This is a genomic window from Mycobacterium rhizamassiliense, from assembly GCF_900157375.1.
Classification (GTDB): domain Bacteria; phylum Actinomycetota; class Actinomycetes; order Mycobacteriales; family Mycobacteriaceae; genus Mycobacterium; species Mycobacterium rhizamassiliense.
In genome coordinates this window covers 3444681-3456869 of the sequence record NZ_LT721901.1, presented here as the reverse complement: position 1 = coordinate 3456869, position 12189 = coordinate 3444681, and the positions used below count along the sequence as shown (strand labels likewise).

General features: G+C 69.2%; 13 protein-coding genes. 5 read left to right on the top strand and 8 right to left on the bottom strand.

Annotated features, from left to right (window positions below):
- Positions 1-2: 2 nt before the first annotated feature.
- From MRAB57_RS16910 to MRAB57_RS16895, 4 genes are read right to left on the bottom strand one after another with little or no spacing between them, the layout of a single operon-like run.
- Positions 3-842 (bottom strand): carbohydrate ABC transporter permease, encoded by an 840-nt coding sequence (locus MRAB57_RS16910; RefSeq protein ID WP_077088377.1) that lies wholly within the window; start codon positions 840-842, stop codon positions 3-5.
- Entirely contained in the window at positions 832-1740 is a 909-nt protein-coding gene (locus MRAB57_RS16905; protein ID WP_077088376.1) for a carbohydrate ABC transporter permease, read from the bottom strand. The genes MRAB57_RS16910 and MRAB57_RS16905 overlap by 11 nt, the downstream gene beginning before the upstream one ends.
- Complete coding sequence (locus tag MRAB57_RS16900; protein WP_077088375.1) at positions 1737-3140, bottom strand: extracellular solute-binding protein; 1404 nt, start codon at positions 3138-3140, stop codon at positions 1737-1739. Before MRAB57_RS16900 ends, MRAB57_RS16905 begins: the two co-directional genes overlap by 4 nt.
- A gap of 25 nt (positions 3141-3165) precedes the next feature.
- Positions 3166-3693, bottom strand: coding sequence for a YflT domain-containing protein (locus MRAB57_RS16895; protein WP_077088374.1), 528 nt, complete (start codon positions 3691-3693; stop codon positions 3166-3168).
- A 111-nt stretch (positions 3694-3804) separates the two neighbouring features.
- Between MRAB57_RS16895 and MRAB57_RS16890 the strand changes: the two genes are divergently transcribed.
- The 5 genes from MRAB57_RS16890 (at position 3805) to MRAB57_RS16870 (ending at position 8823) form a co-directional block, all read left to right on the top strand.
- Positions 3805-4347 (top strand): DUF4190 domain-containing protein, encoded by a 543-nt coding sequence (locus MRAB57_RS16890; protein WP_108637957.1) that lies wholly within the window; start codon positions 3805-3807, stop codon positions 4345-4347.
- 60 nt (positions 4348-4407) lie between these two features.
- Positions 4408-5706, top strand: coding sequence for a magnesium transporter MgtE N-terminal domain-containing protein (locus MRAB57_RS16885; RefSeq protein ID WP_077088372.1), 1299 nt, complete (start codon positions 4408-4410; stop codon positions 5704-5706).
- Positions 5703-6248, top strand: a complete 546-nt coding sequence (locus MRAB57_RS16880) for a DUF1003 domain-containing protein (protein WP_077088371.1) — start codon at positions 5703-5705, stop codon at positions 6246-6248. The genes MRAB57_RS16885 and MRAB57_RS16880 overlap by 4 nt, the downstream gene beginning before the upstream one ends.
- 131 nt (positions 6249-6379) lie before the next feature.
- The gene (locus MRAB57_RS16875; RefSeq protein ID WP_077088370.1) at positions 6380-7618 is read left to right on the top strand and encodes a lytic transglycosylase domain-containing protein; all 1239 of its coding nucleotides are present in this window, start codon (positions 6380-6382) and stop codon (positions 7616-7618) included.
- 47 nt (positions 7619-7665) lie between these two features.
- Complete coding sequence (locus MRAB57_RS16870; protein ID WP_108638100.1) at positions 7666-8823, top strand: Mrp/NBP35 family ATP-binding protein; 1158 nt, start codon at positions 7666-7668, stop codon at positions 8821-8823.
- 6 nt (positions 8824-8829) lie between these two features.
- Here the strand turns inward: MRAB57_RS16870 and tatB are convergent, their stop codons facing one another.
- The 4 genes from tatB to sigE all read right to left on the bottom strand — a co-directional run bounded on the left by tatB (position 8830) and on the right by sigE (position 12175).
- Positions 8830-9240 (bottom strand): Sec-independent protein translocase protein TatB, encoded by a 411-nt coding sequence (tatB, locus tag MRAB57_RS16865; RefSeq protein WP_077088369.1) that lies wholly within the window; start codon positions 9238-9240, stop codon positions 8830-8832.
- Entirely contained in the window at positions 9241-10767 is a 1527-nt protein-coding gene (gene htrA / locus MRAB57_RS16860; RefSeq protein WP_077088368.1) for a serine protease HtrA, read from the bottom strand.
- Positions 10768-10899: 132 nt separating this feature from the next.
- Positions 10900-11295, bottom strand: coding sequence for an anti-sigma E factor RseA (gene rseA, locus MRAB57_RS16855; RefSeq protein WP_077088367.1), 396 nt, complete (start codon positions 11293-11295; stop codon positions 10900-10902).
- A gap of 109 nt (positions 11296-11404) precedes the next feature.
- Positions 11405-12175 carry an RNA polymerase sigma factor SigE gene (gene sigE, locus MRAB57_RS16850; RefSeq protein ID WP_077090641.1) on the bottom strand — a complete coding sequence of 257 codons (771 nt, stop codon included), beginning with the start codon at positions 12173-12175 and terminating at the stop codon, positions 11405-11407.
- Between the last annotated feature and the right edge of the window lie 14 nt (positions 12176-12189).

Genomic DNA, 12189 nt, shown 5'->3' with positions numbered 1-12189 from the left:
CGCTATCCCTTCACGGCGCCAGAGGTCAACCCAGCGACAATCCGTCGTTGGAAGATTAGAACAAACACGACGATCGGGACCGTAATCACGATCGCCCCTGCCGCGATCGATCCCGTCGGTTCCTCGAACTGTGAAGTCCCGGGGAAGTTCACGATCGCGACCGGCGCGGTGATCGCCGCCTTGGTGGCGGTCAGCGACAACGCCAGCAGCAGGTCGTTCCACGCGAAGATGAAAACCAGGATCGCCGCGGTCACCAGCCCGGGTGCGGCCAGCGGGACGATCACCTTGCGGAACGCCTGCCCCGGCGTGGCGCCGTCCATCTTGGCCGCCTTCTCCAAATCCCACGGCACCTCGCGGAAGAAGGCCGACAGCGTGTAAATCGCCAGGGGCAGCGCGAAGGTGATGTAGGGCAGGATCAGGCCCGGCCAGGTATCGAACAACCCCACCGCCCGTTCGATGTTGAACAGCGGCGTGACCAACGAGATCGCCGGGAACATGGTGATCAGCAGGGTGGACCCGATGAGCAGTCGCTTACCGGGAAAGTCCAGGCGGGCAATGGCATAGGCCGCCATCGCGCCCAGGGTCACCGCTATCACGGTGGTGATCAACCCGATTCCGATGGAGTTGACCAGCGCCGAGCTGAAGAAGTCACCCCGGAAGATGCCGCGATAGTTGTCGAAAGTCACCGACGACGGAATCAGCTTGCCGTCCCTCACCATTGACGTCGGCTTCAGCGACAGGCTCAGGATCCACAGCACCGGAAGCCCGGCGTACACGACGACCAGGGTGTCGAGCACGGCCCACGCCGCGGTGCGCTGCCCGCGCGTCAACTCAGTGCCCATCGGTATCACCACCGGGCGCCGCGACCCCGAACAGCTTGATGTAGGCCAGCGCGATGATGCCCGCGCAGACGAAGATCAGCACGCTGATCGCCGAGCCGAGTCCGACGTCGAAGCCCTTGAACAGGTTGTTGTAGCCCAGGATTGACACCGAGTCGGTGTCGGTGGCGCCCTGCGTCAGCACGTAGATGTTGTCGAAGATGCGAAACGCATCCAGCGTCCGGAACAGCAGCGCCACCACGACCGCCGGCTTGATGATGGGCAGCGTGACACGCAGCAGCCGGCGCCAGGCGCCGGCGCCGTCCACCTGCGCCGCCTTAAGCAGGTCCTGCGGCACCAGCGCCAGGCCGGCCAGCAGCAACAGTGACATGAAAGGCGTTGTCTTCCAGACCTCGGCGAGCACGACGACACCCAGCGACGGGATCTGCTCGGTCAGCGGCGCGACGCCCCGGGGCAACAGGTTGGCCAGGTAGCCGGTGCCCGGCGTCCACGCGTAGTACCAGCTGTAGGACGCGACCACGGTGACGATGCCGTACGGGATGAGCACCGCGGTGCGGACCAGTCCCCTGCCGACGAGGGTGTGGTGCATCACCAACGCCAGCGCGAGGCCGATCACGAATTCGATGAGCACCGAAACCGTTGTGATCGCGCATGTTACGGCCAGCGCCGTCCACCAATACCGGTCGGTCAAGACGGTCTGGTAGTTGCCCAGCCCGACGAATTTGGTGTCGTTCGGCGTGGCCAGGTTGTTGCGCTGCAGGCTCAGCCAGATCGCGTAGGCGATCGGGTAGGCCGTCACCGCCACCATCAAAATCGCAGCCGGCGCAACGAGTGTGAAGGCCAGCCGATGCTCGGCCGGAAGGTTCTTGACGGTCAGCCGCGCCGGCCACGCAACGGTCACGGCAGCAACCCCTTGCCGTCGATGGCCTTCTGCACCTGCCTGGTCAGCTCGTCGGCGGTCCGGTCGGGATCGATCTGGGTGACCGGGCTCAGCGCCGCGGCAAGCCGGATCGCCATCGCCTGATAGGCCGGCGTCGCCGGGCGCACCGCGGCGTCGGTAAGCTGCTGGCGGATCACGGTGTACATCGGATACTTGGCCTGGAACTGCGGGTCGGAGTACAGCGTGGTGCGCACCGCCGGGAGCCCGCCGTTGAGGGACACGTATTTCTGGTTCTGCAGGCTGCGCAGGCAGCGCACGGCTTCGAACGCCTCGGCGCGATGACGGGTGGTGCTGGCCACCGCGAGGTTCGCGCCGCCGATCGTCACCTTGGCCGGTCGTCCCGGCGCGACACCCGGGTACCGCGCGAACCCGAACACCTTCTGGCTGGCCGCGTATGCCGTCTGGAATTGCTCGTCGTTGGGGGCGAATGTGCCGAATTCGTTGATGCTGCCGGCCAGCACCGGGTCCCGGTTGAGTGGCAGGAAGCTGACGCCGCCCTTCACCGCGTTCTCCAGCATCGACGCGAACACGAAAGGCCAGTTGACTTCCAGGGCGGCCTGGCCCTGTTCGACGGCCAGCCGCGCGGTGCCGTTGTCGCTGCGGGTGATCGACGGGTCGGCGCCGGGCGCGGTGGCCACGGCCTTGATGATCCGCAACGCGTTGACCGTGGCGGCCCGGTGTTCGGGTGTGTCGGTCAGTGTGACGCGGCTTCCGTCCTCGGAGAGCACCTGACCGCCCCCGCTGACCAACAGCGTGTTGAACCAGACGACCAGGCCCTCGCCCTCGTTGGCCTGCACGGCGATCCAGCTCGGCTTGCCCGCGGCGTGCAGCCGGGTCGCCTCGGCCACCATCTCGGTCCAGTCGCGTGGCGGCTGCTTCACCAAATCGGCTCGGTACCAAAGCAATTGGGTGTTGGTGGTGATCGGCGCCGCGTACAGCCTGTGCTTCCAACGGGCCGTTGCGAGCGGGCCGGGCAGCGTGTCAACCACTGCGTCGGTCTCGGCCCGGCCGGCGGGATCCTCGGAGAGCGGCAGCGCCCACCCGGCCTCGGCGAATTCGGCCGTCCACACCACGTCCAGCGACATCACGTCCAGCGTGCGGTCGTGACCGGTCAACCGCCGCGCCAGTTGCAGGCGCTGCTCGCCAGGGGCCCGGGGCAGCCCGATCTGCTGGATCGTGAACCGGCCGCCGAATTGCGCGGAGCAGTCGCGGGCGACCGCGGTGAACGTCGCGGAATCGTCGGACGGCGTGTAGAAGCTGATGACCAGCCCGTTGGCGGTCGAGCCGCATCCCGAGATCGATACGATGATCAGCAGCGCCAGCACGATGACGCCTGCCCGGCGTGCGCGCCCGCGACTCACCGCAACCTCAGCCTTTCGTTCGGCCTCAAATCGCCAGGCGTGCCAACAGATCCCGCGCCCTTTCGGCGTTCTGCGGTTCGCAGAGCACGTCGTAGCGGCCGGCAACCAATTGCATGGTGGAGCTGAAATCCCTTGTGCCACGGGCCATTGCGTACGGGACGGCGGAGGTGATCAGTCCGAAGAAAACCCCGGCGACCAAACCGGTCAGCAGCGCACCCCACGGGTTCGGGCTGAAGAAGCCGAGCACCAATCCGATGAACAGCCCCAGCCAGGCCCCGCTGAGGACTCCCCCGCCCAGCACCTTGGGCCACGTCAGCCGGCCGGTGACCCGCTCCACCTGCATCAGGTCGACGCCGACGATGGTCACCTGCTGGACCGGAAACTGTTGATCGGACAGGTAGTCGACGGCGCGCTGCGCCTCGGCGTAGGTGGGATACGACCCGACCGGCCAGCCCTTGGGCGGCGTCGGCAGGCCGGGCGCGCTGCGACGACCCGCGACCGCACCGCCGGGCGTCGCGCCGGGAACCTGCCCGGGCTGGAAAGGACTAGTCATCGGGGTCATTCTCCTCCGTCGTGGCCGCCCTTTCACCCCGCCCCCGGTTCACGGTGAGACAAAGTCCACCGGTGCCCGCGAACGTCGGTGGCGGCGGCTAGGTTGAACACCATGACAGCTCCGGGCGGTGCCGGCGGTGAGGACCCCCGCGAGGGTGGCTGCGGCGGGTCGGACACGCCCCCGACCGGCGCGCCAGGCCTGCAGAAGCCGGCCTGGGAGCCGCCCTGGGAGACCCCGGGCGCGCAGCCGGCGGCCGGCTACCCGGCCTTCGGGTATCCGCCCCCGCCGCACGAATACCAGCCGCCGCCGGGCTACGGCGCACCGCCGGGCGGTTACGGGCCGCCGGGCGGCTATGGGGCACCCCCGTATCCCGGGGGCTACTACCCGGCGCCGGACTATCCGGGCGGCTACGGGCCCCAACCGAGCCAGCCCGGGACGAACGGGCTGGCGATCGGGTCGCTCATCGCGTCGTTCACCGGATTGCTGTGCTGCGTCGGCGGGATCGTCGGGATCATCCTCGGCATCATCGCGCTCGACCAGATCAAGCGGACTCGCCAGGACGGCTACGGCATGGCCGTCGCGGGCATCGTGATTGGAATCGCCACTCTGATCATCGCTTTGATCGTCGGGATCTTCGCGATGCACTCGAGTTAGCGACCCCCGTCACGCTGCAGCGGCTGCGAGCCGGGCGTCCGGCTGCTTAGGCTCCTTGCCATGCCTCCGGTCAACAGGGTCTACGTCGCGCGGCTCGCGCGGATGCTGGTGCTGGGTCCACTCGGCGAAAACTACGGCCGGGTGCGCGACGTCGTGATCAGCATCAGCATCGTCCGCCAACAGCCGCGGGTGCTGGGCCTCGTCGTCGACCTGGCGACCCACCGCAGCATCTTCATCCCGATCCTGCGGGTCGGCTCGATCGAACCCAACGCGGTCACGCTGAGCACCGGAAGCGTGTCGCTGCGCCACTTCGAGCAGCGACCCGGCGAGGTGCTGGCCATGGGCCAGGTGCTCGACACCCAGGTCAAGGTCAACGACCCGGAGCTGCCCGAGCTGGCGGGGCACGACGTCGTGATCACGGACCTGGGCATCGAGCAGTCCCGGACCCGCGACTGGCTGGTGACCAGGGTTGCCGTGCGCACCCAGCGGCGGCTCGGCCGGCGCGGGCCGGTGCAGGTGGTGGACTGGCAGAGCGTCCAAGGGCTGACGCCGTCGGCCTTGGCGATGCCCGGCCAGGCAGTCGCGGAGCTGCTCAACCAGTTCGAGGGACGCCGCGCCGTCGACGTCGCCGATGCCATCCGCGGCCTGCCGCCCAAGCGGCGCCTCGAGGTGTTCCGGGCGCTCGGCGACGACAGGCTGGCCGACATCCTGCAGGAGCTGCCGGAGTCGGAACAGGCCGAGGCGCTGTCGCAGCTGGGCACCGAGCGCGCGGCCGACGTGCTCGAAGAGATGGACCCGGACGACGCCGCCGACCTGCTCGGCGAGATGAACCCGAACGACGCCGAGCTGCTGCTGACCCGAATGGACCCCGACGACTCCGAGCCGGTGCGCCGGCTCCTGACGCATTCGCCCGACACCGCGGGCGGGTTGATGACGTCCGACCCGGTGGTGCTGACCGCGGACACCACGGTCGCCGAGGCCCTGGCCCGGGCCCGCGACCGCGACCTCACCGCGGCGCTGTCGTCGATGGTGTTCGTGACCCGGCCGCCGACGGCCACCCCGACCGGGCGCTACCTGGGCTGCGTGCACCTGCAGCGGCTGCTGCGCGAGCCGCCGAGCGAGCTGGTCGGCGGGATCGTCGACAGCGACCTGCAGACCCTGGCCCCAGAGACCTCCCTGGCGTCGGTGACCCGTTACTTCGCGGCGTACAACCTGGTCTGCGGCCCGGTCGTGGACGACCAAAACCACCTACTGGGGGCCGTGACCGTGGACGACCTGCTCGACCATCTGCTGCCGCACGACTGGCGCGCGGACGCCCAGGAGCTGGACGCCGTCGTCGCGCGCGGGGGGTCCCGGTGAGCAAACCGACGGCAGCACCCCGGCGGCTGTACACCCCGCGGACGTCGCGGTGGAGCATGCTGCGGCTGGACCCCGAGACTGTCGGGCAGAGCACCGAGGCCATCGCCCGCTTCTTCGGCACCGGTCGGTATCTGCTGATCCAGACCATCATCGTGATCGTCTGGATCGCCTTCAACCTCGTCGCGATCGAGGAGCGCTTCGACCCCTACCCGTTCATCCTGCTGAACCTCGCCTTTTCGACGCAGGCCGCCTACGCCGCACCGCTGATCCTGTTGGCCCAGAACCGCCAGGAGAACCGGGACCGCGTCGCCCTGGACGAAGACCGCCGCCGCGCGGCGCAGACCAAAGCCGACACCGAGTTCCTGGCCCGCGAGCTGGCCGCGCTGCGATTGGCCGTCGGCGAGGTTGTCACGCGCGAATACCTGCGCGACGAACTCGACGACCTGCGCGCTTTGTTGACCGATGTGCAGCTGCGAGTACCGCACGAAGAGCGCCCGGGCGCGGGTGAAAATCTGCCCCGCATCGCCAAGAAATCCCCCTGAATATCAAATCCCCCATTGCGCCACTCCCGTCACGGGAGTTATGTATGGTGATCTAGTTCACGAAGCTAAGAAGAGGTTTCCGGCAGCTCACAGAACATTTCCGACGGCTCACTAGTACTTAGGACGGTCGAGTGCGCGTAGGGGGACGGGGTGCACGCCCGGTCGACGCGGCGGCACGGAAGAGGGTCGGTCTGACCCGAACGCCGGCATTCGGCGTAGCCGTGATCGCTCCCGTGGTCCTCGCCGGAGCCGTCGCAGGCGCACCGCCCGCAACACACGCCAACGGCAAGAGCGCCATTCCGTCCGTGCACGCCGTCATCACGCCGGTCGCCGCGGTTTCGCCGACGGTCCCCGACCTTTCCGGCCCCGTCGTCATCGCCCTGGACCACGCCCCGACGGCATTTCACATCGGTTCGGCCACGACGTCCGCGCCGCCGCCCCCGATGATCGTGAGCGCGCCTGGCGCACTGGGCATCCCGACGATCGCCCTGTCCGCTTACCGCAGCGCCGAACAGAAGATGTCCGCCGAGGCCCCCGGCTGCGGCGTCAGCTGGAACCTGCTGGCCGGCATCGGGCGCATCGAATCGGGCCACGCCGGCGGCGGCGCCGTCGACGCCCGCGGCACCGCGGTCAGCCCGATCTACGGCCCCGCACTGGACGGCACGCTGCCCGGCAACGAGGTCATCATCTCCAGCAGCGCCGGCAGCAGGGTCACCTACGCCCGCGCGATGGGGCCCATGCAGTTCCTGCCCGGCACCTGGGCGCGCTACGCCTCCGACGGGAAGGGCGACGGAACCGCCGACCCGCAAAACATCTTCGACGCCACCCTGGCCGCCGCCCGCTACCTGTGCAGCGGCGGGCTGAACCTCCGCGACCCGGCCGGCGTCATGTCGGCGATCCTGCGCTACAACAACTCGACGGCCTACGCGCAGAACGTGCTGGGCTGGGCCGCCGCGTATGCGACGGGCGTGGTTCCGGTCGACCTGCCGGCGATCACCGGCCCGCCGCCCCCGCTCGGCAGCACGCACGACGAGCACCCGGAGGGGCTGGGCCCCGGCCTGCCGATGAACGTCAACGGCCTGTCGGCCAACGACCCGCTGGCGCAGATGCCGCTGATCGACTTGACCGGCATGCCGCCGCAGGCCAACCCGACCCAGCCGATGTTCCCGTGGATGGCCCCCGCCGCGGCGCCGCAGACGCCGGGCCGCACACCCGGCTGCACCCTGATCTGCATCAGCTCGCAGACCCCGCCGGGCGCCCCGCAACCGCCTAACGCGCCGCCACCCTGGGCGCCGCAGCCCCCGTCGCCACCGCCGTGGGCACCGCAGCCCCCCGCGCCGCCGCAATCGGCGTCTCCCTTCGCGCACTGACCTGCCTCCGGACAGGCCGAAAGGCGCGCCGCCTACACTCGGCGGTGATGTCTCGTCATGAATCCTCTGGTACAGAAGCCGACCTGAGCTCTGCCATCCGCACCGCACTGGGCAAGGTCATCGACCCCGAATTGCGGCGGCCCATCACCGAACTCGGGATGGTCAAGAGCATCGACGTCGCCCCGGACGGCGGTGTCCACGTCGAGATCTACCTGACCACCGCCGCGTGCCCCAAGAAGACCGAGATCAGCGAGCGCGTCACCGAGGCCGTCGCCGACGTGCCCGGCACCGGCGCCGTGCGGGTCACCCTGGACGTGATGAACGACGAGCAGCGCACGGAGCTGCGCAAGCAACTGCGCGGCGACGCCGCCGAGCCCGTCATCCCGTTCGCCCAGCCCAGCTCGCTGACCCGGGTGTACGCCGTCGCCTCCGGCAAGGGCGGCGTCGGAAAGTCCACTGTCACAGTCAATTTGGCCGCGGCGATGGCCGCCCGCGGGTTGTCGGTGGGCGTGCTCGACGCCGACATCCACGGCCACTCCATCCCCCGGATGATGGGCACCACCGACCGGCCCACCCAGGTCGAGTCGATGATCCTGCCGCCGATCGCACACGACGTGAAGGTCATCTCGATCGCCCAGTTCACCGAGGGCAACACCCCGGTGGTGTGGCGCGGGCCGATGCTGCATCGCGCGCTGCAGCAGTTCCTGGCCGACGTCTACTGGGGCGACCTGGACGTGCTGCTGCTCGACCTGCCGCCCGGCACCGGCGACATCGCCATCTCGGTGGCGCAGCTGATCCCGAACGCGGAGATCCTGGTGGTGACCACCCCGCAGCTGGCGGCCGCCGAGGTTGCCGAACGGGCGGGCAGCATCGCGCTGCAGACCCGTCAGCGCATCGTCGGCGTGGTCGAGAACATGTCGGGGCTCACCCTGCCGGACGGCTCCACGCTGCAGGTATTCGGCGAGGGCGGCGGCGCGCAGGTCGCCGAGCGGCTGACGCGGGCGGTCGGCGCCGACGTGCCGCTGCTGGGTCAGATCCCGCTGGACCCCGCGCTGGTGGCCGCCGGCGACGCGGGCACGCCGGTGGTGCTGAGCGCACCGGACACCCCGGTGGGCAAGGCGCTGCGCAGCGTCGCCGACAGCTTGTCAGCGCGGAAGCGCGGCCTGGCGGGCGTCTCGCTGGGGCTGGACCCCACCAAGCACTGAGCCCGATCAGGTCGCGTCGGAGTCGAACGGGGTGTGCCCGGACGCGGGCTGCTGCGCTTCGCCGTGACCGCCGTTGCTCTGCCCATTCGGTGCCGGCTGTTGGGGCGTGCCGCCCGGCGGGCGGTCGAAGTTTCCGGTGAGGAACGAGTCGTCGCCGTCCAATAGATGCTTGGTCAGTGCCGCGCGCGGCGTCATCCCCCGCAGCTTCTGCAGCTCGCCGAGCGGCGCGCGCAGGTCATCGAACTCGGGCCCGAGGTCCTGGCGCAGCTGGCTGGTCATGCCGCTGAGGTAGTCCCGCGCCTGCCGCAACGTGTTCGACGTCCAACGGATGGCGCCCGGCAGCCGCTCGGGCCCGAGGATGACCAGCCCGACCACGACGAGGACCAGGATGTGCTCCCAGCTGAGGTTGGCGAACATTTAGCCGCCGTCGGCGTCGGGTTTCACCGTCAACGTGACGTTGCGGCCGTCGCGGACCACCTCGATGGGAGCGTCCTGCCCGATGTTGAGCTGTCGCACCGCGACGACGAACTCGTCGGCGTCGGCCACCTTGCGGGTGCCGACCTTGACGATCACGTCGTTCTCCAGGATCCCGCCCTTCTGCGCGGGGCTGCCCGCCTTGACGTTGGCGACCTGCGCCCCGGACGCGATCGCGTTGCTCACCGACCGGGTGCTCACCCCGAGCGTCGGGTGCACGATCTTGCCGTCCTTGATCAACGCCTGTGCGACGGACTTGACCTCGTTGACCGGGATCGCGAAGCCCAGCCCACTTGCGCTGTCCGACAACGACTTACCGGCGGTGTTGATGCCGATCACCTGGGAGTCCATGTCGATCAGCGGCCCACCGGAGTTCCCGTGGTTGATCGAGGCGTCGGTCTGCAGGGCGTCGATGACGGTGTCGGTGTCCGAACCCTCCCCGGACAGCGGGACGGGGCGATGCAGCGCGCTGATGATGCCGTGCGTCACGGTGCTGCGCAGCCCGAGCGGCGCGCCCGCGGCGAGCACCTCGTCGCCGACCTTCACCTTGTCGGAATCGCCGAGCCGGGCCACGCTCAGGTTGTCGACGTTGTCGACCTTGAGCACGGCCAGGTCGGTCTTGGGGTCGCGGCCCACCAGGTTGGCGGGGACTTCCTTGCCGTCGTTGAACACCACGGTCGTCTTGAACTGGCTGGGGTTGTTGGCGGCCTCGGAGATCACGTGGTTGTTGGTCACGATGTAGCCGCGGCCGTCGATGACGACGCCGGATCCCTGCATGCCCTCCTGGTCGCTCTTCGACTCGATGGTCACGACCGCGTTGGCGGTCGCGGCGGCCACCTTCGCGAACCGACCCGCGGGGCCTTCGCCATTGCCGTTGGTCGACAGCGTCACCTTCGACGTGGTGAACGCATCGACGACTTCGGCCGTCTTGCGCCCGATCACCCCGCCGATCAGGCCGACGAACAGCGCGATCAGCAGCAGGATCGCCAGCGCCAGGTAGGACACCTTCCTGCCGAAGAGCACGTCGCGCACGCCCAGCTTTCCGCCGTAGCCCGACGGGGCCTGCGGGAACGACGGCGCGACGGCCGGGGTCCCCAGTGCGGCCGCGGCGCCCGGATCGCGCCACGGATCGTCGGCTTCGTCCGCCTCGGATCCGTTCTTCTCGCCGGCCAGCGCGGCGGCATCGATCGGGTGGCGCTGCAGCGTGTCCGAGACTCCGTCGGGCCGATGGAACGCTTCTTTGAGGACCGGGTCGGCGGGTTGCTCGTGCGGCCTGAACTCGGCCTGATGCTGGAATTTTGGTGGCCGAACGCGTTCGGCGACAAAGGATCCCTGCTGGCCCGGCGGGCGGCCGAACGCTTGACGCGACCCGGGGTCGACCGGTGGCCGGGAGATGGGACGCGGCGCCAGACGGTTGCCCCCGTTGTTGCCGCTGTCTTGCGTCTGGTCGAAGCCTTGGTCGGAGGTCACCTTGTCCTCTTTTGGATCTACTGCTGAGAGCTCGGGGCCGGCTCAAGACGCACGGCGTTGTCCGTGTCCACCCTAGTGTCTACGGTTCCAAACGGGTCGGAGAGAACCCACGCGCCGCGGCAACCCACCCAGCTACCGGCGCTTACGCTGGTCGCGCGCGTCGCGGTCAGCGAAACGGTCGGGCACCTGTGGCGACGCGTCCTCGTGCGGGTAGTGCGGGATCTCGGAGAGCATCCCGAGCAACGTGCTGGGGATGCGGATCGGGTGGGAGTCGCGCAGCGCCGCGCGGGCGCGACTCTGGTCGTCGACCTCGCGCGCGCATTGCGGGCACAACGACAGGTGGTGGGCGGCGCGCAGATGAGCGTTCATCCGCAGCTCGCCGTCGACGAACGCCGCGACGGCCTCGACCGAGAGATGCTCCGTGGAGCCGAACTGGCGGGGCGCGCCGACCGGCGCATCGCTCTGGGAGGCGAACTGGGCGGGCAGCCAGGAGAACGCGCGACGAAACACATGTCCCCGCTCGGCCATCACCAGTTCCTTTCGCTGCTATCCACGAATGTAGCGCGATGAGGCGCTCAATCGCTCGTCACAGCCACCGAAACTCGCTCGTATCGACGCCCGAACGAGACAACCGGCGTTACGCCGACTTGGCGTGCAGCACGTCGCCGCCGTGCTCCGAGTGCGCCGCGAGGTAGTCCCGCAACGCCTGGCGTCCGCGGTGAATGCGGCTGCGGACCGTGCCCAGCTTGACGCCGAGGGTCGCGCCGATCTCCTCGTAGGACAGGCCCTCGATGTCGCACAACACGACCGCGGCCCGGAATTCCGGCGGCAGCGAATCCAGCGCGGCCTGCAGGTCGGGGCCCAGCCGCGCATCGTGGTAGATCTGCTCGGGGTTGGGCTCGTCGGCCGGCACCCGGTCGTAGTCCTCGGGCAGCGCCTCCATCCGGATGCGCGCGCGACGCCGGACCATGTCGAGGAACAGGTTGGTGGTGATGCGGTGCAGCCAGCCCTCGAAGGTGCCGGGCTGATAGTTCTGCACGGAGCGGAAGACCCGGATGAAGGTCTCCTGCGTCAGGTCCTCGGCATCGTGCTGGTTACCGGATAGCCGGTAGGCCAGGCGGTACACCCGGTCGGCGTGCTGGCGCACCAACTCGTCCCACGACGGCATCGTCGCGATGTCGCCCGTCGCGTCGAACACCGCGGTGCCCTGCAGCGCATCCGGCGTCTGAACCCATTCGTCGTCGGGCAGTTCCTGGGCGTGCGGCATGGTGTTCGGACTCAAAAATGTCGTGATGGTCGCTTCCTCCGCGTTTTCCCTGCCAGTCGACAACTCGCCTGGTAATTCATCATCCGCGGCAACACGCAGCTGCCAATCGGTATTCCCCACCCAACCCCCTCCGCGATCCATACGGTCACCGTCGC

Excerpts from the sequence above, each read along its gene's own strand:
- rseA (WP_077088367.1), bottom strand. The coding sequence starts at position 11,295 with ATGGCCGAGCGGGGACATGTGTTTCGTCGCGCGTTCTCCTGGCTGCCC.
- MRAB57_RS16885 (WP_077088372.1), top strand. The coding sequence starts at position 4,408 with ATGCCTCCGGTCAACAGGGTCTACGTCGCGCGGCTCGCGCGGATGCTG.
- sigE (WP_077090641.1), bottom strand. The coding sequence starts at position 12,175 with ATGGATCGCGGAGGGGGTTGGGTGGGGAATACCGATTGGCAGCTGCGT.
- MRAB57_RS16895 (WP_077088374.1), bottom strand. The coding sequence starts at position 3,693 with ATGACTAGTCCTTTCCAGCCCGGGCAGGTTCCCGGCGCGACGCCCGGC.
- MRAB57_RS16890 (WP_108637957.1), top strand. The coding sequence starts at position 3,805 with ATGACAGCTCCGGGCGGTGCCGGCGGTGAGGACCCCCGCGAGGGTGGC.
- MRAB57_RS16910 (WP_077088377.1), bottom strand. The coding sequence starts at position 842 with ATGGGCACTGAGTTGACGCGCGGGCAGCGCACCGCGGCGTGGGCCGTG.
- tatB (WP_077088369.1), bottom strand. The coding sequence starts at position 9,240 with ATGTTCGCCAACCTCAGCTGGGAGCACATCCTGGTCCTCGTCGTGGTC.
- MRAB57_RS16870 (WP_108638100.1), top strand. The coding sequence starts at position 7,666 with ATGTCTCGTCATGAATCCTCTGGTACAGAAGCCGACCTGAGCTCTGCC.